This window comes from Enterobacter cloacae complex sp. SYL003, from assembly GCF_049236925.1.
Lineage (GTDB): Bacteria > Pseudomonadota > Gammaproteobacteria > Enterobacterales > Enterobacteriaceae > Enterobacter > Enterobacter intestinihominis.
The window spans coordinates 1-22,927 of sequence record NZ_JBMKJK010000011.1; the positions used below are offsets into that span (position 1 = coordinate 1).

Below are 22,927 nucleotides of genomic sequence, written 5' to 3' on the forward strand. Positions count from 1 at the left end.
AGTTTAAACGGACCAGTGAAGCTTACCATAGCGCGGACATCTGAATTGAGCCACAGGCGGACATTACTATTGAGCCATTACAATCTAAGTGCGCACAATGTATATTATGTTAAATGCGGTGGGTTTATTCTTTAGTTCATAAGTTCCTCTCTTTCAGGAACTTACCGATGAATCAGTCGATTGCCTAAATTTAGTTGTGGACTTACGATGACTTCATAACGCAAAAATTACGGGGCATCCGCAAAGTTCATGGCATATTCCCTCTAACATTTATCGAGGAACAACCAGAGAACTCATCTCATAGTTGATGATGTGACTACCCTACCGGTTATGTTCGCCACAATTTATGGAATGAATGAACTGAGCAAGAAACATCTGGGGATTCAAGAAAACATTCTGTGTTCGCTGCGTTTCTTTTACGTCTATTACTATAAGAAGCACATACGAACATTTGACTACGATTTCTATCGGTCAGGCTACAATATCTCCTGTTTTATCACGCAGCTTGATGGCTTCTTTACCTACCTGCTCGGGAAGCAGCACTTTGTTGATGGCAAGAAAACTGAAGACGTGAAGTCATGGCGCGCAACTGCAGTATTTGAGCCTGGCAGGCTAATGACTTCTCGTCCTGACGACACATAAGGAATATGTAATGGATATCGCGCTTTTTCCCGGACAAAGTCGGCGTCAGTGGGCTGATACGATGATCAATCTGGAAGCCCGGAAGCTTGTTAATACCGCAAATATGGTCGCGGCCATGCATCTCAGCGATTCACTGACCCGACTGAAATTCGTGGATGAAATAAGACAGGTTGTAATGCAACAGTTTGACGTGGCGAGGCGAGCAAGGAACGATGAAGAATGCATTACCTGCCTGAAAAACCTTAGAGCTGAGAATGAGTACCTGCTTGAACAGTCGCGCATGCTGAAAACAGGCTATGCCCGGATCTACGCTGATATTCAGTATGTAACAGAGCAGAATAAAATAGTCGGGTATTTCATATCCGGAATTAAGGTCGTTCTTGCCGGCGTTCAGGCAGTGTTTGGCGGTGTTATGATCGCCACCATGACGCCTGCTGGTATGCTTGCCGGTGCCGTTCTGGTCGGTGATGCTCTTAATACGGTATCACGGGAGGCAGCCCGTCAGTTCCTGAATGAACCGGCTTCTGAGGGGATAATAGCGGACGGCGCTATGTCCATAGCGGAATTTATGGGGTTCAGTCGCGATGTTGGCCTGGGGATCTTTAATGCAACCACGCTTGCAGCCAGCGTTTATGGGGTGTTTGGTATGACTGGTAAAGCTGAGGCCTGGCGTCTTTTCCGTTATCTTCCCGGAGACTATTACCGCAAGGTGGAAACCATGTCTCCGGGCAAACTGACGATGAAGGTTATGGGATGGGGGGTCAGCGCGAAGGTGGTACTGGAACTCCTTACCCGTGATGACCGGAGTCGCTGATCTGTGTTCTCATCAGCTTCCATGATTTATAGCCAAGTCTGACCGGCATCACCAGAAGCAGAACAATTAGCAAAAAGACGACGGCAACCACACAGGAGATAACATGGCTGGCGCTGCCAAAGATCGCGGTGACCAAGGTGATGATGGCCATCCCGCCGGTGATCCAGGCTACCGACAGAAAATAACCGGCCAGATCCTTCAGAACCTTTTCCTGCGATTCCCCCGTCGCCTGGTGACGTTTGATTCGCTCGATATCCTTACTGGTGAATCCTGCCGCTATAAGTTCCTGGTTTTTCACTGTCATTCACGTCTCCTTTAACCTGATAAAAAGAATACACTATTTAAAAGATCGGTTCCTTGCTGCTTTTGTTTTAAACTTTCCGGATTGTTGTACTGGGGGGCAGTTTGGATCTAGAAAATAAACGCCGAGTATTCAAATGTTTAAAGTTTTAACCCGTCGCCTGCAATATTGTAATGAGGTGTCCGCCAGCATAAAAAATGCCGCCCCGAAACAGTTGCAGCAGCTGAAGACGCAGTTGGCTGATGATATGGTTAAGCCCGTGGGGCTTCATACCATGGGTATTCCGGCAGCGGTTAGTACGCTCGGGGTGATTGTCAGTTTCGCCATTCCGCAACTGTGGCTGGGGTATGGCGTACTCACCGCGCTCGGCCAGCCAGCAGAGCGCGTTTTCGTGTGGGTTGTGCTGATCGCCCTACTCTTTGCCGGCATCAACGGAGTGACGATGTTTATGATTGGCAAAGGTAGCATGCGCGCCGTGCGGTTACATCTTACGCTGGCGGTGCTAAGCCTGGTATTAACGGCAGCCTATCTGCTGGCTGCGCTGAGCGGTACTTCTTCTCCGGGCGTCAGCCTGACCGCGGCACTGGTAAGTATTGTCATGCTTGGGCTTAGCGGCAGCTGTATCCTCTCTACCGCTTTCTATAAGATGCTGCTATTTACTTTGTATAACAGAGTCTGGCGCAAGCTTATCAGCCAGACGGGCTGAACATTCATTCCATAAAATCCCGCCGCTACTGAGGAAGCCTGAGAAACAGTGTCCGTTCCTGAGTCTGCGATGCTTTAAAACCATGGTGGATATAAAACGCTTTGGCGTCCTCAGTGAGTGCATGAACCATGATCGCCCGCACCCCAATATTCTCTGCTACCCGATAACAGCGTAAAACCGCATCCTGGAGTAAATCGGCTCCCAACCCATTTCCGCGTATTGAGACATCGACAGCCAGACGGGCAAGAATAATCACGGGAATGGGATCCGGCATGTTACGCCGCAAATTACCTGTCGCTTCCGTATGGTTAACGCTGCCGGTAGCCAGAGAGTAAAATCCCGCGACCTGCTTTGTGCCCGTTTTACAAACGACAAACGTTCGGGCTGCGCCAAGCGCCTGGTTTTTCAGACCTCTTTGTTTTAACCATTCGTCAAGCACGGCCTCTCCACTGACGAACTCCGCCAGTTGATGGACGCTGGATAAGGGCTCTGGGGCGGTTACACGTCCCACTGAGGTTTCCTTGCCAGCAGTTTTTCTATGGCAGGATCGTCGGCGACCGGGGCATCAAGCATATCAATGAACTCTGCATACTGTTCATCGTTAAAATTGAATACACGCCGATCGAGGATCACATTTTCGGCTGCCTGACAGGCCATCTCCAGAATGAAGTCAGTACGTGATTTATGTAGGATCTCTGCGGCGGCATCGATAAGCGCCCGCTGGGATTCTTTGGCTCTAAGATTGAGTTGAACATCTGATTTCATGGGTATACCTCTTGTATAGCAATTGCTTTACAAGCATAGCATAAGCGGCGCGTATAGCAATCGCTATACAGGTCCCTTAATCATGTCTGACTTCTTCACTCTGCATATCGCAAGAATTTGCTCTCTCAGCCAGCGGTGCGCGGGATCGCGTTCCATTCTTGGGTGCCACATCTGTGATACCGTAATTAGACGGCTTTTGAACGGCAGCTCGAAAACCTGTACCTGGTCCGTTACCTGCTGATTGAGTAAATAGAGAGCGGGTATCATGGCGATAAGATCCGATGCCACCGCCACGGACAGCGCCGTCGGAAATCCCGGTACGACGCTCGCGATTTTACGTTTTGTTCCGAGTTCGGCCAGCGCATCGTCAACGGATCCGTGCAGTGCACCCTCGGGTGACGCTACCACATGGCCCCAGGCGACATAATCCTTCACCCCTATTTCTGCCTGCTTAGCCAGCGGATGCCCCTTACGCACGACGCCCACAAACCGATCCTCAAACAGTCGTTGCAGCCGTATTTCAGGCCCCATATTACTCTGGACGCCAATCTCCAGATCAACCAGCCCTTCCCGAAGATAGCGCGATGTTTTTTCCGGCTTAGGCGCAAAGCGTATACAGACGTCCGGCGCGGCGTCGGCCACAGCCGCTATAAGCGCAGGCCCAAACGCCACCACAAAACCATCGTTTGCCCTGATGGTAAAAAGTCGCGCCAGGCTTCGCGCGCTGAACGTTTCAGTTGAGGGCTGTAATACCGCCCTGGCCTCGTGCACTGCACGCCTGGCATGATCCCGGGTCGCTTCGGCCCACGGGGTCAGTACCATGTTACGTCCGGCGCGCACCAGAATCGGGTCGCCAGTGACGTCGCGTAACCTGCTTAATGTCCGGCTCATTGCCGAGGTGCTGAGGTTCAGACGACGTGCCGCGCCTGCCACGCTCGCTTCGCTCAGCAATATGTCGAGTGCTATCAACAAATTAAAATCGGGTTCGGACATCTCCTTCCTCCCTGCATATTCAGATAAGGCGTTTCATGCAACGATAAAGTGTAAATGGTGCGCCTTCCGCCCTGCAAAAGCCATCTTTATAGTTTTGTCATCCACACACTCTTCTCTAAGGACAACAAGATGATGCTTTTTTCCAGCCAACCCGGGGACGATGGACTGCCTGGTCCGACGCGCGCACGGGTGATGGCCGCGATAATGACCACCACGTTAATGGGCGTGTTTGATGGCACCATGATCAATATTGCCCTGCCCTCCATGGCTCAGGAGATGCAGGTGCCAGCCAGTTATGCCGTCTGGTTCGCCAACGGGTATCTGCTGGCGGCTGCAATGACGCTGGCGATATTCGCGGCGCTTGCGGCCCGCCTGGGTTATCGCCCCGTATTTCTGGCAGGCCTGACGACCTTTACCCTGACATCGCTGGGTTGCGCGCTGGCGAAAACGCCCGAAGTGCTTATCGGTATGCGCGTGCTTCAGGGGATCGGCGGCGCAGCGACGCTGAGTATTGCTCCCGCGATACTGCGGTCCGTATTTCCCGGACAATTGCTTGGCCGCATTCTGGGTTTGCACGCCCTGCTCATCGCCTCCAGCTCCGCTATCGGCCCGGTATTGGGCGGTACGATCCTTCACACCCTGAGCTGGCAATGGCTTTTTGCGATAAACGTTCTTCCCGGCACCCTCGCCTTGCTGCTGGCGGTCAAAACGCTGCCGCGGGATGCGGTTCGAAAGCAAGCGCCCTTTGACACCCTGGGCGCCATATTGTCGGCGCTGCTGTTGGGTTCGACGATCGTGGCGGCGAACAGCCTCCATGATGCTACTTATCACACAGGTAGTCTTTGCTGGACGGTTCTCGCTGCGCTGAGCAGCATGGCTTTTATCTGGCAGATCCGCCGCACGGATAACCCCTTACTGCCGCCAGCCATATTCAAAAATGAACGTTTTACCCTCGCGGCCTTAACGTCGATGATTGCTTTTGTCAGCCAGGGTATCACCTTTATTGCGCTACCCTTCCTGTTTCAGAGCGAATACGGCTACAGTCCGGTGATTTCTGCCCTGCTATTTACGCCGTGGCCGCTCGGGATCGTGCTGATTGCGCCGCATGCAGGCCGGTGGGCGGACACGATTTCAGCCCCGGTGATTTCAACCCTGGGGCTGATGATTTTTGTCGTCGGTTTGATTCTGCTGGCAACGTTACCCGCCAGCCCTTCGATGTGGGATATCTGCCTGCGAAACCTGGTTTGCGGGATGGGATTTGGCTGCTTTCAGAGTCCCAATAACCGGGAAATGCTCTCAAACGTTAGTCGTGACTATGCGAGCTATGCATCCGGTGTGTTATCCATTATGCGCACGTTCGGGCAGTGTCTGGGGGCCGCCGCTGTGGGCGTACTGCTGGCGACAAATGAGAGAGCAATTCATGCTGCACTGTGGATCGCTGCGGCGGCTTCTGCGATAGCGGTCATCGTCAGCGCGAGCCGACTGCGTAAAATCACTCATCCTGCGGAAACAGGTTGAGCGAGCAAAAGCTCCCGGGTCGCATCTTCAAAATTAGGGCGCGGCCCGTAAACCACTTTTACATGCTGTAATTCATTAATGATTTCATTACTGATGTCGTGACCATAATCCACTGTAGAGGCGCTATCTTTATTGAAAACGACCGAATAGTGATGATCTATTCTGTATTTTTCAACGGTATCAGATATGACTCGCTGGCTTATATGCCGCAGGCGACCCTGCTCTGCCCGCAGTTGCGTGTTTTTACTCATATCATCGATCGCTTTCATTTCACGGCGCAAGGGTTCTGGCAGAGCGTAATATTTTTTCTCAACTTCAAGCGCGGATTTTTTAGCTAATGCGAGAAGTATTTCGTTCTGCTTTTTTTCCTGTGCCAGTAACGGTGATTCACGCAGGATCCGCTTGTAAGAAATACATGCAACCCCTTTTTGTCCGGCGTGAGGCTTAAGGTGACCGTTAAAAGAATATAATCCTACAAGACACACAAAAATTAACAGAATGAATGAAAAGCGTGGCTCAGACCGTTTAGTAATCATTGTCAGTTCCACCGAATAAATAGGGTCGCAGAGGAAATGTACACGACAGAAACACATAACGGTAGCGCAGAGGTGTACAAAAATAAACCGCAGCGCTACCCCCTGTCATGATCAAAGGTATCAATTATATTTAAGGGTGATTGTCCCGGTGGCATTTGCTTGCCCTGGCGTGACAACGTCACTGGTTTTGTAATACCACGCTTTGAAACGTAAGGTTTCAGACTCTCCGGCCCCGCCTGCATTTGCCGGATCGCTATAGGTTGTTGCGGAGCCGATATCAGAAATCGCGGTACCATCGGCAGCCAGCCCACTGCCTTGTGATGCGGCTTTTACACGACTGGAATTAAAAGCTTGCACCTCCTGACCAATGGCCCAGTAGGTAAAACTGCGTAGCGCCGGTTGATAGGCTGATATCACGACCCCCACACCGGTCGCCGTCGTACCCGATTCAGACTGGTCTAAGGCAATCACTGAGCCATTATCATTGTCGCCCTCGGCAAGCGGCCCGTTGATGGTCATGGTCACGTTGGTGCCTGGCTGACAGCTCAGACCAACATCCTGTTCGGGTCCTTCCACCATCTTAAGATTATCAAACGCAGAGGTATCCACATCGCCCATATTAAACAGCAGGGAAGAAACGGATGCTGAGCATCCCATCGCATAGACTTCTATCTGCGTATTTGACAAATAGACTTCTGACGCATTATCACCGTTATCCGAACTGCTCTGCCCTTCACGAAATTCCACCGTCGCCAGTTTGCCGCTCTCGAGGGCCAGATTACCGCTCGGGATTGTACCCCCCGTCGCAATCAACTGCACACGATAGGCCGAGCCCGCCAGCGTATGGCTGCTCTCGCCATCGCCGGACTGCCATGAGTTATCAACCGCACGTTCATAATCATACGGACCGGCCTGGTTAAGCGTGTAGGTCTTAATGCCGATACCCGGTATCGTGGTCGGGTAGATATTATCTCCTACCGGCGACGCCGACGCTAAATGAGTCGGGTTATAATGAAATCCTACGTAATAATCCCTGCTACAGTTTTTAATCGTGACATCCCCATCCGTCCCGCTGATATATCCAGAATCGTATAACACTTCGCCAAAGGTATAATTTTTCGCACTGACCAACAGTTTCGAGGGTAATGGGATCGTCGTAACGGTAACATCATCGCCGTTATCCCGGTTACAGGCTGCATGACTTAATAGTGGGACTGTCCCCAGCAATAACACCAGATAATATAAATATTTTGACATGAAATTAGTCTGCTCACTTAAGCTCAGTTATAAACAACATTCAGTGTAATCGCACTGCTGAATGCACCCGGTGTTGGGGTCCCATGTGGGGTATACATTCGGGCAGTAAAAGTCATCGCGCCGGTTTGGTTTTCGAGCGCAACCGGGTAGCTCACGCCGTTGGCCAGCGCGACACCGCTGATGGGATGTTCGTGATCACGGATAAATAACTGAAGGCCGACATCGGTCGCGCCGCCTGCATCTGCCGCCACCTGATTGGCGTAAATGACAGAAGCATAAGCCGGATCTTCAGCGTAAGGTGCGCCTGTAAAGGTAACCGTTGCCTGGCTTAACCCTGCGGTGCAGCTGTCAAACGCGATGGTCACTGGCACATTTCCTGTGTTCCCCCCCGCTACGGCAAAGTCTTTCCAGTAATATTTCCCGAGGTCGACTGCCTCCGGTTTAGTGACGTTACATGAGCCATCAATAATGTTTCCGGTGACATGGAACTCAATATCATTGCGATCGGTGTACGCCATTGCCGGCGACACGCTCAGCATGAATACCATTCCCGGGCCGATGAGCGATTTAAGGCCGGAACGGAGAATAATGAAGCGTGACATTAATTTGCTCCCGATACGGGATGGCAAACCCCGTTGATGAATAAAATATCGGCCTCTGTTTTAGCGCCGGCAAGTGTGTAATCAACGGCGCACTGCTTGTTCGCCGTCTCCCCCCACTTAACAATTAACCGCCCTTTCCCGGCGAGCCCGACGAGATACACTTCCCCGCCGTCGCCAACAATACTGCTGCGCGTGTCATCCGACTCGCCGCTGGTTTGTGTTACTACTGCGCCAAACGGCACCGGTTTACCGTTGTAGGTCAGCGTCATCATCGCCTTTTGTCCAATCCAGGTGTTGTACTTCACGCGTACTACCGCCCCTTTGGTCGGCACCACGGTTTTGGCGATGTTATCAATGGCCGCGGAAGTATCGCTGGCATCCACTGTGTTGAGTGAGATCGAATTGCTGTGATACGGACGAACGTACGGCACAATGGCGTTACCGAAATAATCGGTATGAACGTTCGTCTGCCCGTTGATCGGCATACCGGAAACACCCGGTGTTTCAACCAGCGCTACGCTATCGTTCAGCTGACGCGCCAGGGTGATACCGTCGCGATGCAGCACCATGCCCCCGCGCAGGCTGTAATTCAGTCGTCGGCTGTAATCGTCGTAGCTATAGCCTGCGGACATATCGGCATAAGTACTTTGATAACCCACAGTGACATTGCCGTTAGTAGCTTCAGAATCGGCGTTATAGCCTTCTGAAACCTGCCAGTTCAGCTGGTTTTCCTGCATCGCGGTACCGGAAATTCCGATATTGTGCGTGGTATCGCCGTTTTTACTACTGTTCATCGAATAGTTAGCCGAAACAGACCGGGCCGCTTCACTGTGGCTGAAGGCGCTGAACGGTACGCTCAGGTTAAGCGAGAAGACGTTATCGTCGTCGTAGTTATCGGAATCGTTATTGTGACCGCCATTGACGTTTTTAGAGTGGGCATAGTTCAGCGAGTACGACACCGGTCCAAGCGTGCTGCTGAAGCCCAGGTTCATGGAGTCCGCATGTTCACTGTTCCAGTAAGAGGCGTCGTACATGCTCAGTGACAGGGTGCCGAAAGGCAACGTCTGTGAGATTGTCACATCAAAACGGTTTCGCTCCCGGCCATTATCAATAGTGCTATTGCCCGGATCCCAGTCATTGAGGAAGTCCTGAAACGAAAGATAACCCCGGGTTGAAAATTTATAACCGGCGACGGCAATATCGGTGTTGGTTTGCTGAAGCGTCTTACTGTAGCGCACGCGATACGACTGGCCGCTATGGTGTTCCTGTTGTCGCATGTTGTCCGGCTGCGGGATATCCGCCCACGACTGGGAAATATCAAATGAGAGCGCTCCGGCGCTGCCCATATTAAAACCGGTTCCGGCAATCAGGTTGGAATAATTGTCTTCCGCCTGAATATAGCCGCCGTAAAGCGTGATCCCTTTTCCGACGCCCCAGGCCGCTGATCCCTGAATAAAGTTAAAATCCTCTGCACGTGAACCCGACCCGTCCTGACGGGTTTTGCCCGCCACCAGGCCATACTGCACCTGACCTTCACGTTGCAATACCGGCAGCGTGGCGTAAGGCACTATAAAGCTACTTTGCGTACCGTCGGACTCTTTGATCACCACCTGCAGATCGCCGGAGCTGCCGGTCGGATACATATCGCTGAATTCAAACGGTCCCGGCGGCACGGTAGCCTTATAAATGCTGTGACCGTTCTGGTATACCGTCACTTCGGCATTGCTGCGGGCTATACCGCGTATTACCGGGGCGAAGCCTTGCATGCTGTCCGGCTTCATATCGTTATCCGAGTACATCTGTACACCGGTAAAACCAACGCTATCAAAAATGCCGCCGCGCGTGGTTCCTTGTCCCAGCACCAGTTGGCTTTTGAGAGATTTAATATCCCGTGAGGCGTAGGTATACACGGAATCCCAGTCATTTTCGGATTCGGAATGGGTATAGGTGGAATAGTTGCGAAAGCGCCAGGCGCCTACGTTCAGCCCCGGTTGCAGGCTAAGAAACTGATTACTGCTGTCGGTGCCGTTGCGCTGATGCAGATCCTGTTGACCTGAGACGCTGTAATTAAGTAAACCCGCGGTGATCCCTTCATCCCAGCGCTCCGGTGAAACATAACCCCTTGCGGTATTAAATAAAGCAACCTGCGGCAGGATCAGGTCGAAACGCTGCTGCGCCAGATCGATTTTTTCGTCCGCGCCGGGGATGGTATACAGATCCACACATTCGCTGGCTTTTTCTTGTTCGCCAAAATAGTTATCGACACGAACGTTCCAGGCTTTCAGCTGAGTGACGTTTAAGCATACCCCTGTGCGGTCTGACGTAGGGGCACTTTTCAACCGTCGAAGAGAGAGGGTTTTACTGTCTACCAGATTGCCGTTGATAAAAATGTCGACGTTATAGTCCCCGGGCGGCACCTCATCTTTGGCAAACAGACTGAGATCCATTGCTGGCACTTCTGCGCTGTCTGTTTCCAAAAGATGAGGGTTGAAATGTTCCTGCGCACGTGCGCTGAAAGAACTAAAGACAACACTGAGCCCGAGCCCTAAAGAAAGGACGTAGGTTTGTTTCACTTTTTCCATTGTAACCCTGTATCCGTGCGGGAGACTTACGGTGTCGATTAATATGAGGTGACTTTGTCCGGGCCTTTCACGCCATAATCATTAATAAGCGACCAGGTTACTTTGCCGTGAGGTGACATAACACCTTCAGAAATACTCAACGTGGAGAATGGCGCGACAAAATACTGCCCGCTTAACGCCTGGTGATTAATTTCAATTCGTGAGAAGTTCATATAAAAAGGTGTCGGGTTATTGACCTGTAAACCCTTCGCGGTCAGGTTCCACTTAAGCTTTTCCGCACTGGATTCTGGCGTCTGCCCCTGTAATGCTGCCGGACGGTAGATCAGCTTAATCTTTGAGTTGATGGCAATTTGCATCGTATTTTTACCTTCACTACCGTCGGTAGCGGGGATCCCTTTCACGTTCAGCCATAACAGCGATTCACGATCTTCCGGAACAGGTAAACCTGAACGCACAATACGAATTGACGCTTTTTTCCCGGCTTCCAGACGGAATAGCGGTGGCGTAATAATCATATTTTCTTTTTTTAACGGGCTGCCTTTAGCCGGGCTAATCCACGACTGTACCAGGTTGGTAACCTTGTCAGAGTTTTCAACGGACAAAGAGGCGGCCTGGCGGGAGCCGTCAAAAATAACCCGCGTACTCCCGGTAACAATACTGGCGGACGCGTTCAGGCTGGCGGCGCTGGCCACGCAAAAAATAACAGCGGCGATGGGTTTCATAATGCACTCACAAACTAAAAAGGAGGGTTTCCCCTCCTGCGGAATCAGTTATAACGGACGTTGTAGGTAATAACAGCGTTAACATCGCCGGCAACGGCCTGCCCGGTGGCAATCATCTGCGCGGTATAGGTTTGACTCGCTGTGCCATCGGTGAAAGTAATAGGATCGTTATCTGCATTATTTTTGACGATGGTACCATTTGAGCCGCCCTGCTTGAGCTGAACGGCCACGTTGGTTGCCGCACCCAGCGTAGCAGTGTTTGCAAAATAGGATGGATCGGCTGCAACAGCATCAACAGGGCCTGAGAAGACAATATTTGCAGTCGTGCTGGTTGGGCAGTTATTCAGGTCGAACACAAACTGTTTTGGCGCGCCAAGGTCGCCTTTTGTAGCGAGGTCGGTTGCCGCCGTTGAGCCCAGATCAACGGTCGCATTTGCCGTGCCGCCATCAACGGCAATATCACAACCCTGATCGAGCACCGTTCCATTAAATGTGATAGTGTTAGAAGCCGTCGCCGCGCTCGCGCCACAGAAAGTCAGAATAAGCGTCGCACCAATTTTAGTCAGTTTCATTCGTTGATATCCCAATAGAAATAATAAATATCTTCATTTTTATTCCTGCCAGGACGAGACAATAACAAAGTAGCTCCACTGAGCTCACAATGAATAATGCACCGTTTGTGACAAGGCAAATATAAACCCTCAGGCAGGAATTAGATTCGCAACATCAATAAACGACATCAGCAAACCCGAAGTAAGGTTACAAGAAAGTTACGGAGTTTCGTAAAATAAAGTAATTTAATTTTAGACAACCTTTTGTTATGGCCTGGATTGGCATTTTGTTAGCATTCGCGCTGTTTTTTCTGAGCAATAACGCCACCGGCAGTGTTGCTAGCAGCATATCCAGACTGACATATTTGAGCGAATGAGAACAATAGGCATGATCAACAAAAAAAACATGATCGCATTAACCCTTTGTGGCCTGATGATGGCAAGTGGCAGTGCGCTGGCGGGCCTTCCTTCTGGTGACAGCGACAATAATATTAATACCAACCCAGAGAACGATGCGGGGACTCAGGGCACGGGCGGCGTAGTCCATTTTACCGGTAAGATTACCGATGCATCCTGTAATATCACCACCGACTCAGCAGGGCAAACCGTTGAATTAGGCACCTGGGCTGCAAGCTACTTTGCCACCCAAAAAGAGACCACGCGCACGCCTTTCCAGATCTCAGTTGAAGGTTGCCCGGATTCCGTTAAAACCGTTGCCGTGTTGTTTGATGGTAACAAAGATACGAATGATAATACCCTGCTGGGTTTAAATTCTTCCGTGGACAGCGATGGCAATACGGCGACTGGCGTTGCCGTTAAACTCTATGAAAGCGACCGTGACACGCAGATTAAAATTGGTGATATTTCTCAGAGTATCGACCTTGCCGAAGGGGAAGATTCAAAAACACTCAATTTCTACGCCAATTATAATGCCACCACCGATGTCGTCAGCACCGGAGAAGCCGACGCAGATGCCAATTTCCTGATGGTTTATAACTGATCGACTGATGATAAGCAGAGCTTTCTCTGCTTATCTTTTTCCTCTACGGGGATCTGAAAATGAAGAAACTCACCGCGGCCCTGTTCTTTTATTCGCTCGGCATGAGTCTGTCAGCACACGCGGGGGTTGTGATGGGCGGTACGCGTGTTGTTTACCTTGAGGGGCAAAGAGAAGTGGCATTTTCCATTACCAATATGGAAAAAGAAACCCCTTATCTTATTCAGTCGTGGATTGAAAATATTGACAGTAAGAATAAAACCGCGCCGCCCTTTATCGTGACGCCTACGTTATTTCGTTTAGATGCGGAACAGAAAAACTCGCTGCGCATCAATTATCTTGGAACGCCATTACCCACTGACCGGGAATCTGTTTTTTGGCTTAACATCAAAAATATTGCCCCGAGCAAAAAAGCAAACAGCAACAAATTGCAGATTAACGTGAAGTCAAAATTCAAGTTATTTTTCCGTCCCGCAGGGTTGAAAGGCAATGCCGAACTTGCCTACAAAAAATTAAAATTTACCTGTCGTAATAATACGCTTAGCGCACATAACCCCTCGCCCTGGTTTGTATCGTTTTACAAGGTCAGCGTTGGGAACACCGACGTTGAAATGCCGGGAATGATTGACCCCTTTTCCGATCGTCAATGGCACATTCCCTGCTCGGGGACCATTCGCTGGCAGGCGATCAACGATTACGGCGGGCTGACGAGAGTCGCCACGCAATCCTGACGCTGTGACAACACGCCTTTGGCGAATGTAGCCAACGACCGCACATGCATTCTCTCGGCCCACGCAATTTACCCCGCATTTATACGCTCGCGATGCTTGCGGGTGCGGTCACGTCTGGCATTCATGTGCGCCGGGCACAGGCCGATGAGTACTTCGATCCTCAGGCGCTGGAGATCACAGCAGATCAGCAGCAGGCTAGCGACTTAAGCTATTTTTCCCGACAAGGCGGTCAGCAGCCGGGACATTATCGTGTCGCGGTTGTTGTTAACCAGACGCAGCGGGATGAGCGCGAAATTGCATTCGTTGATACCGGGGGAACGCTCTCACCAGTCCTCAACCTGGCGTACCTCAAGAGACTTGGGGTAAACATCGCGGCCTTCTCTTCGTTCGATGCGCTGCATGACGAGGAGACATTTACGGACATCGGCAAATATATTCCCGATGCGTCGACGCATTTTGACTTCACCCATCATCGGCTGGTTTTCAGCATTCCGCAGGCAGCCATGTTGCAAAAAAGTGCCGATTATATTCCTCCTGAACAGTGGGACGACGGCATCCCCGCTGCTTTTGTCGATTACAATCTTACGGGCTCGACAACCAACATCGACAATATTCATGACAACAGCAGCTATCTGAGCCTGCGATCCGGTATCAACCTGGGGGCGTGGCGTTTACGCAATTACGCCACGTTTGAATATGGTAATACCCATCACTGGCAGTCTCAGGGAACATCCCTCCAGCGGGCCATTACGCCGCTGAAGAGCGCGTTAACAATAGGGAATGCCTACACGTCTGGCGAGGTTTTTGACAGTTTTCAGTTTACGGGGCTTCAGCTTGCCTCGGATGAGAATATGCTGCCGGACAGCCAGCGCGGTTTCGCGCCCACGATCCGCGGGGTCGCTCACAGCAATGCCCGCGTCAGCGTTCGCCAGCACGGTTACACCATCTATGAAACCTATGTTGCGCCTGGCGCATTTGTCATTAGCGATCTCTTCCCCACTTCGCAAAGCGGCGATCTTGAGATCACGGTCCATGAAAGTGATGGCAGCGAACGCACGTTCACCCAACCCTACTCCTCGGTGGCCTTTATGCTACGGGAGAAACGACTGAAATTCAGCGCCAGCGCCGGACGGTATAACAGCCCTGACGCCGAGGGCGACACCCCGCCGTTTGTTCAGGCCTCCGCCTTTTACGGATTGTCTTCAAGCCTGACGCTGTACGGCGGAGCGGAGCTTTCCGGCCACTATCAGGCTCTCGCGCTGGGATTAGGTAAAGATTTTGGCCGGTTTGGGGCACTGGGTGTGGACACCGTTGCGGCGAAAGCACACCTCAGTGATGACAGGCTGGCCCTCGGGCAGCAAATACGCGCTCAGTACCAAAAAAATCTCGCTGAAACGAACACGTCGCTCACCCTTTCGACCAGCCATTACACGACGCATGACTTTTACAGTTTCAGTGAAGCAAATGATGACAGCGATCCAGACCAGCACGTGCATAACCGGCGTAACCGCACACAGTTCAGTTTGACGCAGGATCTCGGTGCGCTGGGCAATATCAGCGCATCCTTTTACCGTCAGGATTACTGGAACGCCTCGGCGGTCGATCAAACCGTCCATCTTGGCTATTACGCTAACTACAAAGGGGTGTCGTTGAGTGTTGGGTATTATCTCACCCGCTCAAGCGCTGATGATAGCGACAACGAACGGGCGATAAACCTTAGCATCAGCGTCCCACTCAGCCGCTGGCTACCCGGCGCAACAACCAGCTACAGCCTCAACAATAACCTTGATGGCCATACTACCCGGCAGGTTTCGCTGTATGGTACGGCGCTGGCCCACGATCGCCTGAACTATAACCTCCAGCAGGGCTTCGACAACCAGGCCAATACCGCGAACAGCAACCTTGCGCTGGCTTATCACGGCGGTTATGGCAGCGCCAGTCTCGGGTACAGCCACGATCGCTATAGCAACCGCGTGAACTACGGCGCGGCAGGCGGCATTGTGGCAACACAGTATGGGGTGACGTTGAGCCAAAGCCTTGGGGATACCCTGGCGCTGATCCGCGCTGACGAGGCGTCGGACGTTCAGGTTGAAGGGGCGACCAATGTTCACACCGACTCCCGAGGTTATGCCGTGATGCCAACCTTATCGGCGTATCACAAAAACACCATTTCGCTGGATACCGAAACGCTGGCAGAAAATGTCGATCTGGACCAGAACAGCAGAACGATTGTGCCGACCAGCGGCGCGGTCGTCCTGGCGAATTACCATACCCACGTGGGCATCAGAACGCTCATCACCCTTACGGCACACGGGCGCCCGCTTCCATTTGGCGCCAGCGCGTATGTCTCGAACGGGACGTCTGCGAAATCAAGCGTCGGCATCGTTGGCGAAGCAGGACAGGTCTATCTCAGCGGCGTGCCGCTACGCGGGACCTTGTATGCCAGCTGGCGGCAGAAAGGCCAGGATATGCGCTGTAGCGCCCCATTACGCCTTCCGGATACCGCTGGCCGCACTCCGGTCACGCTTCTGAACCTTCAGTGCCAATAACTTACTGAGATACCTGTGAACAATATCAACCGTTTAATCAATCTCCTGATGCTCGCTTTTTTGCTGATTCACGCTACGGCAAGGGCGTCTCAGACCTGCCCGCCGACCATGGGCGATGCGGTCATTAACTTTCAAAACTACTCGATCACTGATAACCCCTCGATCCCTCCGGGGTCGATGCTTTCAGGCGCTATCCTGGGCCAGGAAAACCGCTCGTTTTATAACTGTCCTGAGGGAACCGGCCCGGTAACGATGCGCTTTGTGGCCAATAACGCCTTAACCGTAGCGCCCGTCAGCGGCGTGGCGCCGAACGGTACGGGCGCCCCGGCCTCCGTTTATGACGTGCCAGATATTCCCGGCGTCGGGTTTGCGGTGGGCGTTCGCGAAACCACGCACTGTGCAGCCGAACCCGTGCATTACATCGCCTCGGGGGATGACAGCGTTGCGATTTGCAGCACAAACGATCCCTCGCAAATGGCGACCCAGTTCTTCGTCGTGTTTTATAAAACCGCGCAGGAGATTGTCTATGAACAGCCGAACAGCGGGCAAATTCGCGCAGGAACGCTGATTCTGGAGGATGCTAACGGCGCGGTGATATCTGAAGCTGGCGTGACGGTGGAAGTCGCTGCCGCCGACCTGAAAGTGCATAAATCGAGCTGTTATATCTCGGATAACAACATCACCGTCAATATGGGACAAAGTAGCGTAAACGATCTCAACAAAGGAATGGATGGGGATAAACACCGCTTCATCATCCCTCTGGTCTGTGACGCATCCCAAACGGCAGCGGTGAAGATCGGGTTCTTTGGTCCGACTGAAAAAGACGCGCAGAATCACGATGTGCTGGCGCTAAGTCAACAGGAGAGCGCCGCTACCGGCGTGGGGATCCGCATTCTGTATGGCGATAACTACGGTGCCGCCAGAGGTACAACCGTTCCTCTCAACAGCACCGGTGTCGAACCTTTTGCCAACGCTGCCCGGCAGACCGCGTTTTCCCTGGATTACGACGCACAATATGTGCGCACCGAAACCCAGGCCACCGCGGGGCTGGCAGACAGCCTGGCGACATTTAGTCTGATATACAACTAAGCGCTACTCCAGTGCCAGCAGCGCAAAACTCGCCAGCCAGTGCCCGCCGCTGTAGTGACTGCCGACAACATGCTCCACGCTTGCCGAGAGATGGCGCGCAACGGCATCGCGTAATGGCTTCCGGGCGTGATGATTTTCCGGCAGGGCGCGGGCAATGTGCTTCATACACCAGGCACGGCTGAGGTTGAGACCGTCCAGATGCGCGATTTTCGGGTCGGTGCGGTCGCTCACCTCAGCCGGGTTCATGAGCGCAGAAATGGCGCCCACTTCAGGCAGAAACGCATCGAACCAGGCCGGGAAATCCTCCACCACCTTACTCATCAGCAGGGCCTCGGTCAGCGCTCCGGAGATATACTCGTCGCCACCCGGCTCATAATGCGCAGGATAATGCGTGTCCGCGAGGTAAAACCGCGTTGCCGCGTCCAGGATGGCGCGCTCAAGCGTGTCATCGTTCACCGCCCGGGCATAATCCAGCCCCAGCGCGAGTGCAAACGCCGTGTTGTAGTGCGTCCCGACGCGGATCGGATAGGTAAGCTTGCTGAGGTAATCCACCAGCCGCTGGCGAATATCCCGCGTTAACGGTTGCAGCGTCTGGTACCAGCGCTCCGCCTGCGGCAGTGACGATTGTTTCAGCTCCTGGGCCAGCGCCAGCAGCCAGCCGTAGCCATAAGGTCGCTCAAACGACGCGCGGAACGGCGCGGTAAAATAGGCCAGCTCCTTCGCCACCTTCTCGTCGGTCAGGTGTTCTTCGAAGAGAGTGATGATCTCTTCCCGACACGGCAGTTCGGGCCAGAGACGCAGGCAGCGCAGCAGCAGCCAGTAGCCGTGCACCGCAGAGTGCCAGTCAAAACAGCCGTAAAAGATCGGGTGCAGCTCGCGAGGCGGCAGAACGTCGCCGTCATCGTTGAGCAGATGCATAATGTGGTTCGGATATTCCTGACGTAAATAGGTCAACGGCATTCTGGCGAAGGCGTCAGCCTGATGTTGCGTTAATTCCATTGCAGCTCCTTAGCGAAACACGAGGAAATACATTAAGAACACGTTCACCACCAGCAAGGTTAACGCGGTCGGGATCTGGATCTTGATAACCTGATATTTGTCTTTTAGCTCCAGCAGCGCGGCGGGCACGATGTTGAAGTTGGCGGCCATCGGGGTCATCAGCGTGCCGCAATAGCCTGCGTACATGCCGATAGCCAGCAATGGTGCCGGGTTACCGTGATGGACGTTAATCAGGAATGGCAGAGCGATACCGGCGCTTAACACCGGGAAGGCAGCAAAGGCGTTGCCCATAATCATGGTAAACAGCGCCATCCCCACGCAATAAATGACCACCAGCATGAAGCGGCTGTCCGGGTTCACAAACAGGCTGACCACCTTTTGTACCGATTCGCCGGTATTCGCCACCACAAACACCCCGCCGAGCATGGCGAGCATCTGCGGCAGGATCACCGCCCAGCCAATGGTATCGACCAGCCGACGCGACTGACGAACCGCATGCAGCGGCGTACCTTTTGTCAGCCACCAGCCGGTGAGGATAGCCGCCACACAGGCCACGCACAGCGCCGCCAGCGTAAGCTGCTTCTGGTCGAGCAGATAGACACCGCCAATCGACACGCCTTTCAGAAACAGCGTCCCGATGACCGTCACCACCGGGATCATCAGCGCGGGCAAGAATAGCCAGTTTTTCAGCCGGTGTGATGAGGCAACCCGCTCCTCCTCGGTGGACATTTTATAATGCCCCTTCCCGACCAGCCCGAAACCGGCCAGTAGCGCAATCACGATAACGGCGCCGCCAATAATGCGATACGCCAGCGACTTACCCAGCTCCTGCACCATCAGATCGCCAAACAGGAAGATCCCGCCAAACAGAAACCAGAACAGCGCGGTGGTATAGCGTTTCGGGTTAGCGCGATCGCGAAGGGTCATCACAACCAGCAGCATCACGACAAAGCCGATCAGGTAGTACACGCGGTTAATGGTGATAAAGGTCATCATGGTGCGATCTCCTGCGTACCCTGCTCTGCTCTCCAGGCCATCACGTCGCGACGAATGCTGGCGTCGAGGCGCAGCAGACGCGTCATATGGATGATCAGTGCCGCAATAGCGGTCGGAATGGCCCACAGGCCGATATGCAGCGGTTCGATCCCCTCGATCCCGTTCTCTTTCAGGAACGCATCAATCAGCAGTACCGCGCCAAAGGCGATAAAGATATCTTCCCCAAAGAAAACCGCGATATTGTCACACGCGGCGGCATGGGCTTTGATTTTGTCGCGGATAGTCTGCGGCAGTTCGCCGTATTCATTCAGGGCCGCCCCTTCGGCCATCGGCGCCAGCAGAGGACGCACCGTTTGTGCGTGGCCGCCAAGCGACATCAGGCCCAGCGCAGCCGTCCCTTCGCGGGCAACAAAGTAGAGCATCAGGATACGCGCCGAGGTGGCGCTGGCGATCTTCGCGACCCAGGCCTGGGCGCGCTCTTTCAGCCCGTAATACTCCAGCAGGCCAATCACCGGCAGGATCAGAATGAAAGTGGCGAGCGATCGGCTATTCACGAACTTTTCGCCAAAGGTTTCCAGCAGCATACCGAAATCCATGCCTACCAGCAGGCCCGTTGCCAGCCCCGCCACCACGACAACCAGCAGCGGGTTGAAACGCAGTGCAAAACCAATAACCACCACCGGAATCCCGATAAGTGGCAACAGTGTAGAACTGTCCATAAACGTTACCCTATCCAAAGTGAGCGTTGCGCGCCGACGGCTATTTTTTATACTTCGCAGCAGAGCGAAGCCGGTGCATTACGGCGCGCGATGTTGTGTGTTGCGTGAGGCTCCACAGAACCTGCACTAAAAAGCTATATCTGAACGTCAAAAACATGTAAACAATTTATCAATAAAATGTTCTTATTTTATCGACGGGTTTACATTCTGGAGAAAGGATCGGTATGACGACAAAGAAAACGAAAACAGCGTTAAACCACGACGACATTGCGGACGGGCGTATCGTCTCTTCCCGCCATCTCGTCTCAGAGCGGTGTGCCGAACTGTCGGAGCTGGAATACGCGTTGATCATGACCAGCAATGCGTTTAACAAATGGATGGTGCGCTGCATGACCGCAGCAGGTGAACCGGATATGGGCGCTTTCGACGTCTCGCTTCTGCACCACGTAAACCACCGCAACCGCAAGAAAAAGCTGGCCGACATCTGCTTTGTGCTGAACGTGGAAGATACCCACGTGGTGACGTATGCGCTGAAAAAGCTGGTAAAGGCGGGTTACGTCACCAGTGAAAAAGCGGGGAAAGAGCTCTTTTTCTCGACGACGGAGGAAGGTAAAGCGCTGTGCATGAAGTACCGGGAGGTACGGGAAGCCTGCCTGATCAACATTCATGCGGAAAGCGGCATTCCAGGCGCGTCGATTGGTGAGACCGCGCAGTTACTCCGCGCGATCTCCTCCCTGTATGATACCGCCGCACGTGCGGCGGCCTCACTTTAAGGACGGCGGAAAAGCGTTATGCTCCGCCCGGCCAGTTCATAATCGACGGATTCCGTGATGATTTCCCCTGTGGGGGCATCATCCGCCGTCGAAAGCTCAAGCACCCAGCCCCCTTCGCCAAACTGCGGGATCTGGAATGGCACCGTGCCTTCAAACGGGTTAAACAGCATCAGCACGTCGTGCCAGATGCCCTCTTCCTGCTCAAGATCCGGACGGCTGATGGCAAGACCAAGGGTGGAACCCTCGTCCCACTGCTCAGACTGCTGCGGTCCGCCACCGGCGTTAAACCAGCGGATCTCAAGCCCGTCGCGCCAGTTTTCACGGCGCAGCAGCGGCTGCTCAGCGCGCAGAGCAATCAACCGACGGGTAAAGTCGCGCAGCTTCTCGTCGTTTTCAGAGAGTCCTTCCCAGTTTATCCAGGAGATCTCGCTGTCCTGGCAATAGCCGTTATTATTTCCCTTTTGCGTCCGGCCAAACTCATCACCTGCCAGCAGCATCGGCGTGCCGTGGGAGAAGAAGAGCGTGGTGAGGAAGTTGCGCTTTTGCCGCTCGCGGGTGGCGATGATATCGGGGTTCTCCGTTGGCCCTTCTTCACCGTAGTTATACGACCGGTTATCGTTATGTCCGTCGTTATTATCTTCCCCGTTATCGGCGTTATGCTTCTCGTTGTAGGATACCAGGTCGTTCAGCGTAAAGCCGTCATGCGCGGTGATAAAATTGACGCTGGCCCACGGACGACGTCCGCGCAGATCGTACAAATCACCGGACCCTAACAGACGGGCGGCAAAATCGTTAGAAACGTTATCTCCCTTCCAGTATTCACGTACCGTGTCGCGGTATTTGTCGTTCCACTCGCCCCAGCCTGGCGGGAAGCCCCCCACTTGATATCCCCCTGGGCCGATATCCCACGGTTCACCGATAAGCTTCAGCTTCGACAGCACCGGATCCTGGGTCACGGCATCAAAGAAGCCGCCGCGCGGGTCAAATCCCTCCGGCTCGCGTCCGAGAATGGTTCCGAGGTCAAAGCGGAAACCGTCAATCTGCATCGATTCCGCCCAGTAACGCAGGGAGTCCATGACCATCTGCAACACGCGCGGGTGCGAGGTGTTAACGGTGTTCCCGGTGCCGGTGTCGTTGATGTAATACCGGTGCTGATCCGGCATGGTGCGGTAATAGCAGAAGTTATCAATCCCCTTAAACGACAGGGTTGGTCCCAGCTCGTTGCCCTCCGCCGTGTGGTTATAGACCACGTCTAGGATCACCTCGATGCCCGCGTCATGATAAGCACGCACCATGTCGCGGAAACCCTGGATCCCCGCCGGGCCGTAATAGCGGGACGCTGGCGCAAAGAAACCGAGCGAGTTATAGCCCCAGAAGTTTTTCAGGCCGCGATCGAGCAGGTGCTGATCGTCCGGGAACCAGTGAACCGGTAGCAGCTCGACCGAGGTAATGCCGAGGCTTTTGATGTACTCCACCGAGGCTTTATGCCCCATCCCCTCAAACGTACCGCGCAGTTCAGGCGGAATAGCCGGGTTAAGCTGGGTAAAGCCTTTAACGTGGCTTTCATAGACCACGGTATGCGGCCACGGGATATCGGGCCGGCGTGAGTCCTGCCAGTCAACGGCATTGGGGTCGATGACCTTACATTTGGGCGTAAACGGCGCGCTGTCTCGCGTGTCAAAACTGAGATCCAGCTCGTCGTGTCCCAGCTCATAGCCGAAGTGGGCATCGTTCCACTCAATTTCACCCACCAGTTCACGGGCATAGGGGTCAATAAGCAGCTTATTGGGGTTGAAGCGGTGACCCTTCTCCGGATCGTAGGGGCCGTAAACGCGGTAGCCATACAGCGCCCCCGGTTTCAGGTCCGGCACATAGCCGTGCCAGACCTCATGGGTATATTCCGGCAGTTCCAGACGGGCGATTTCTGTTTTTCCCGAAGGATCAAACAGACACAGCTCCACCCGCTCCGCGTGGGCGGAAAACAGGGCGAAGTTCACCCCTTTTCCGTCATAATTTGCGCCCAACTGTTGGCCATGACCGGCCCGAATTTCAAACGTTGTATCCTTTGGCATTTTTGTTCTCCTC

At 53.3% G+C, this 22,927-nt stretch carries 23 protein-coding genes; 9 read left to right on the forward strand and 14 right to left on the reverse strand.

The window, feature by feature from the left end; all coding sequences use genetic code 11:
- Window positions 1–351: 351 nt before the first annotated feature.
- The gene (locus ACOT1A_RS14890; protein WP_232934494.1) at window positions 352–642 is read left to right on the forward strand and encodes a hypothetical protein; all 291 of its coding nucleotides are present in this window, start codon (window positions 352–354) and stop codon (window positions 640–642) included.
- Between the two features lie 10 nt (window positions 643–652).
- On the forward strand, window positions 653–1,456 hold the full coding sequence (locus ACOT1A_RS14895; protein WP_154051268.1) for a DUF4225 domain-containing protein: 804 nt from the start codon (window positions 653–655) through the stop codon (window positions 1,454–1,456).
- Here ACOT1A_RS14895 and ACOT1A_RS14900 read toward each other — a convergent pair.
- A complete protein-coding gene (locus tag ACOT1A_RS14900) occupies window positions 1,431–1,760 on the reverse strand; it encodes a hypothetical protein (protein WP_063849048.1) in 330 nt (109 codons plus the stop codon). The genes ACOT1A_RS14895 and ACOT1A_RS14900 overlap by 26 nt on opposite strands.
- A gap of 133 nt (window positions 1,761–1,893) precedes the next feature.
- On the opposite strand from ACOT1A_RS14900, the gene ACOT1A_RS14905 reads away from it, so the two are divergent.
- Complete coding sequence (locus ACOT1A_RS14905; RefSeq protein ID WP_154051269.1) at window positions 1,894–2,463, forward strand: hypothetical protein; 570 nt, start codon at window positions 1,894–1,896, stop codon at window positions 2,461–2,463.
- 25 nt (window positions 2,464–2,488) lie between these two features.
- Here ACOT1A_RS14905 and ACOT1A_RS14910 read toward each other — a convergent pair whose 3' ends face one another.
- The 3 genes from ACOT1A_RS14910 to ACOT1A_RS14920 all read right to left on the reverse strand — a co-directional run bounded on the left by ACOT1A_RS14910 (window position 2,489) and on the right by ACOT1A_RS14920 (window position 4,221).
- Window positions 2,489–2,974, reverse strand: coding sequence for a GNAT family N-acetyltransferase (locus tag ACOT1A_RS14910; protein WP_063137753.1), 486 nt, complete (start codon window positions 2,972–2,974; stop codon window positions 2,489–2,491).
- Window positions 2,962–3,228 (reverse strand): DUF1778 domain-containing protein, encoded by a 267-nt coding sequence (locus ACOT1A_RS14915; protein ID WP_003857131.1) that lies wholly within the window; start codon window positions 3,226–3,228, stop codon window positions 2,962–2,964. Before ACOT1A_RS14915 ends, ACOT1A_RS14910 begins: the two co-directional genes overlap by 13 nt.
- Window positions 3,229–3,291: 63 nt before the next feature.
- Complete coding sequence (locus ACOT1A_RS14920) at window positions 3,292–4,221, reverse strand: LysR family transcriptional regulator (protein ID WP_063148893.1); 930 nt, start codon at window positions 4,219–4,221, stop codon at window positions 3,292–3,294.
- 129 nt (window positions 4,222–4,350) lie between these two features.
- Here ACOT1A_RS14920 and ACOT1A_RS14925 point away from each other — a divergent pair, with 129 nt between their 5' ends.
- On the forward strand, window positions 4,351–5,739 hold the full coding sequence (locus ACOT1A_RS14925) for an MFS transporter (RefSeq protein WP_276170436.1): 1,389 nt from the start codon (window positions 4,351–4,353) through the stop codon (window positions 5,737–5,739).
- On the opposite strand, the gene ACOT1A_RS14930 is transcribed toward ACOT1A_RS14925, so the two are convergent.
- The 6 genes from ACOT1A_RS14930 to ACOT1A_RS14955 all read right to left on the reverse strand — a co-directional run bounded on the left by ACOT1A_RS14930 (window position 5,718) and on the right by ACOT1A_RS14955 (window position 12,010).
- Window positions 5,718–6,275 carry an OmpH family outer membrane protein gene (locus ACOT1A_RS14930; protein WP_023300131.1) on the reverse strand — a complete coding sequence of 186 codons (558 nt, stop codon included), beginning with the start codon at window positions 6,273–6,275 and terminating at the stop codon, window positions 5,718–5,720. The genes ACOT1A_RS14925 and ACOT1A_RS14930 overlap by 22 nt on opposite strands.
- Window positions 6,276–6,395: 120 nt before the next feature.
- The gene (locus ACOT1A_RS14935; protein ID WP_241512393.1) at window positions 6,396–7,532 is read right to left on the reverse strand and encodes a type 1 fimbrial protein; all 1,137 of its coding nucleotides are present in this window, start codon (window positions 7,530–7,532) and stop codon (window positions 6,396–6,398) included.
- Window positions 7,533–7,555: 23 nt separating this feature from the next.
- Window positions 7,556–8,134, reverse strand: coding sequence for a fimbrial protein (locus tag ACOT1A_RS14940; protein WP_022648146.1), 579 nt, complete (start codon window positions 8,132–8,134; stop codon window positions 7,556–7,558).
- Entirely contained in the window at window positions 8,134–10,716 is a 2,583-nt protein-coding gene (locus ACOT1A_RS14945) for a fimbria/pilus outer membrane usher protein (protein WP_276170435.1), read from the reverse strand. The genes ACOT1A_RS14940 and ACOT1A_RS14945 overlap by 1 nt, the downstream gene beginning before the upstream one ends.
- 38 nt (window positions 10,717–10,754) lie before the next feature.
- Window positions 10,755–11,438 (reverse strand): fimbria/pilus periplasmic chaperone, encoded by a 684-nt coding sequence (locus ACOT1A_RS14950; protein ID WP_022648148.1) that lies wholly within the window; start codon window positions 11,436–11,438, stop codon window positions 10,755–10,757.
- Window positions 11,439–11,482: 44 nt separating this feature from the next.
- Window positions 11,483–12,010 carry a fimbrial protein gene (locus ACOT1A_RS14955; RefSeq protein ID WP_022648149.1) on the reverse strand — a complete coding sequence of 176 codons (528 nt, stop codon included), beginning with the start codon at window positions 12,008–12,010 and terminating at the stop codon, window positions 11,483–11,485.
- A 367-nt stretch (window positions 12,011–12,377) separates the two neighbouring features.
- Here ACOT1A_RS14955 and ACOT1A_RS14960 point away from each other — a divergent pair, with 367 nt between their 5' ends.
- The 4 genes from ACOT1A_RS14960 to ACOT1A_RS14975 are packed head-to-tail and all read left to right on the forward strand — an operon-like array spanning window position 12,378 to window position 17,355.
- Complete coding sequence (locus ACOT1A_RS14960) at window positions 12,378–12,989, forward strand: fimbrial protein (RefSeq protein WP_276170434.1); 612 nt, start codon at window positions 12,378–12,380, stop codon at window positions 12,987–12,989.
- A 59-nt stretch (window positions 12,990–13,048) separates the two neighbouring features.
- Window positions 13,049–13,717, forward strand: a complete 669-nt coding sequence (locus ACOT1A_RS14965; RefSeq protein ID WP_023300135.1) for a fimbrial biogenesis chaperone — start codon at window positions 13,049–13,051, stop codon at window positions 13,715–13,717.
- Between the two features lie 44 nt (window positions 13,718–13,761).
- Window positions 13,762–16,266, forward strand: coding sequence for a fimbria/pilus outer membrane usher protein (locus tag ACOT1A_RS14970; RefSeq protein ID WP_276170433.1), 2,505 nt, complete (start codon window positions 13,762–13,764; stop codon window positions 16,264–16,266).
- Window positions 16,267–16,281: 15 nt separating this feature from the next.
- Window positions 16,282–17,355 carry a fimbrial protein gene (locus ACOT1A_RS14975; RefSeq protein WP_276170432.1) on the forward strand — a complete coding sequence of 358 codons (1,074 nt, stop codon included), beginning with the start codon at window positions 16,282–16,284 and terminating at the stop codon, window positions 17,353–17,355.
- Between the two features lie 3 nt (window positions 17,356–17,358).
- On the opposite strand, the gene ACOT1A_RS14980 is transcribed toward ACOT1A_RS14975, so the two are convergent.
- From ACOT1A_RS14980 to ACOT1A_RS14990, 3 genes are read right to left on the reverse strand one after another with little or no spacing between them, the layout of a single operon-like run.
- Window positions 17,359–18,354: a DUF2891 domain-containing protein gene (locus tag ACOT1A_RS14980; protein WP_023300138.1), complete on the reverse strand. Its 996-nt coding sequence runs from the start codon at window positions 18,352–18,354 to the stop codon at window positions 17,359–17,361.
- Between the two features lie 9 nt (window positions 18,355–18,363).
- Window positions 18,364–19,350, reverse strand: coding sequence for a DUF979 domain-containing protein (locus tag ACOT1A_RS14985; RefSeq protein ID WP_038416071.1), 987 nt, complete (start codon window positions 19,348–19,350; stop codon window positions 18,364–18,366).
- The gene (locus ACOT1A_RS14990; protein ID WP_022648156.1) at window positions 19,347–20,069 is read right to left on the reverse strand and encodes a DUF969 domain-containing protein; all 723 of its coding nucleotides are present in this window, start codon (window positions 20,067–20,069) and stop codon (window positions 19,347–19,349) included. Before ACOT1A_RS14990 ends, ACOT1A_RS14985 begins: the two co-directional genes overlap by 4 nt.
- A gap of 224 nt (window positions 20,070–20,293) precedes the next feature.
- Between ACOT1A_RS14990 and ACOT1A_RS14995 the strand changes: the two genes are divergently transcribed.
- Window positions 20,294–20,842, forward strand: coding sequence for a winged helix DNA-binding protein (locus ACOT1A_RS14995; RefSeq protein ID WP_022648157.1), 549 nt, complete (start codon window positions 20,294–20,296; stop codon window positions 20,840–20,842).
- Here the strand turns inward: ACOT1A_RS14995 and glgX are convergent.
- Entirely contained in the window at window positions 20,839–22,914 is a 2,076-nt protein-coding gene (gene glgX / locus ACOT1A_RS15000; RefSeq protein ID WP_276170431.1) for a glycogen debranching protein GlgX, read from the reverse strand. The two genes, ACOT1A_RS14995 and glgX, sit on opposite strands and share 4 nt — an antisense overlap.
- Between the last annotated feature and the right edge of the window lie 13 nt (window positions 22,915–22,927).

Bases quoted from the DNA above. Each gene is read 5' to 3' on its own strand.
- ACOT1A_RS14935 (WP_241512393.1), bottom strand. From the start codon at position 7,532: ATGTCAAAATATTTATATTATCTGGTGTTATTGCTGGGGACAGTCCCA.
- ACOT1A_RS14915 (WP_003857131.1), bottom strand. From the start codon at position 3,228: ATGAAATCAGATGTTCAACTCAATCTTAGAGCCAAAGAATCCCAGCGG.
- ACOT1A_RS14925 (WP_276170436.1), top strand. From the start codon at position 4,351: ATGATGCTTTTTTCCAGCCAACCCGGGGACGATGGACTGCCTGGTCCG.
- ACOT1A_RS14990 (WP_022648156.1), bottom strand. From the start codon at position 20,069: ATGGACAGTTCTACACTGTTGCCACTTATCGGGATTCCGGTGGTGGTT.
- ACOT1A_RS14930 (WP_023300131.1), bottom strand. From the start codon at position 6,275: ATGATTACTAAACGGTCTGAGCCACGCTTTTCATTCATTCTGTTAATT.
- ACOT1A_RS14945 (WP_276170435.1), bottom strand. From the start codon at position 10,716: ATGGAAAAAGTGAAACAAACCTACGTCCTTTCTTTAGGGCTCGGGCTC.
- ACOT1A_RS14900 (WP_063849048.1), bottom strand. From the start codon at position 1,760: ATGACAGTGAAAAACCAGGAACTTATAGCGGCAGGATTCACCAGTAAG.
- ACOT1A_RS14965 (WP_023300135.1), top strand. From the start codon at position 13,049: ATGAAGAAACTCACCGCGGCCCTGTTCTTTTATTCGCTCGGCATGAGT.
- ACOT1A_RS14905 (WP_154051269.1), top strand. From the start codon at position 1,894: ATGTTTAAAGTTTTAACCCGTCGCCTGCAATATTGTAATGAGGTGTCC.
- ACOT1A_RS14970 (WP_276170433.1), top strand. From the start codon at position 13,762: ATGCATTCTCTCGGCCCACGCAATTTACCCCGCATTTATACGCTCGCG.
- ACOT1A_RS14890 (WP_232934494.1), top strand. From the start codon at position 352: ATGAATGAACTGAGCAAGAAACATCTGGGGATTCAAGAAAACATTCTG.
- ACOT1A_RS14955 (WP_022648149.1), bottom strand. From the start codon at position 12,010: ATGAAACTGACTAAAATTGGTGCGACGCTTATTCTGACTTTCTGTGGC.
- ACOT1A_RS14895 (WP_154051268.1), top strand. From the start codon at position 653: ATGGATATCGCGCTTTTTCCCGGACAAAGTCGGCGTCAGTGGGCTGAT.
- ACOT1A_RS14960 (WP_276170434.1), top strand. From the start codon at position 12,378: ATGATCAACAAAAAAAACATGATCGCATTAACCCTTTGTGGCCTGATG.
- ACOT1A_RS14995 (WP_022648157.1), top strand. From the start codon at position 20,294: ATGACGACAAAGAAAACGAAAACAGCGTTAAACCACGACGACATTGCG.
- ACOT1A_RS14985 (WP_038416071.1), bottom strand. From the start codon at position 19,350: ATGATGACCTTTATCACCATTAACCGCGTGTACTACCTGATCGGCTTT.
- glgX (WP_276170431.1), bottom strand. From the start codon at position 22,914: ATGCCAAAGGATACAACGTTTGAAATTCGGGCCGGTCATGGCCAACAG.
- ACOT1A_RS14980 (WP_023300138.1), bottom strand. From the start codon at position 18,354: ATGGAATTAACGCAACATCAGGCTGACGCCTTCGCCAGAATGCCGTTG.
- ACOT1A_RS14950 (WP_022648148.1), bottom strand. From the start codon at position 11,438: ATGAAACCCATCGCCGCTGTTATTTTTTGCGTGGCCAGCGCCGCCAGC.
- ACOT1A_RS14940 (WP_022648146.1), bottom strand. From the start codon at position 8,134: ATGTCACGCTTCATTATTCTCCGTTCCGGCCTTAAATCGCTCATCGGC.
- ACOT1A_RS14920 (WP_063148893.1), bottom strand. From the start codon at position 4,221: ATGTCCGAACCCGATTTTAATTTGTTGATAGCACTCGACATATTGCTG.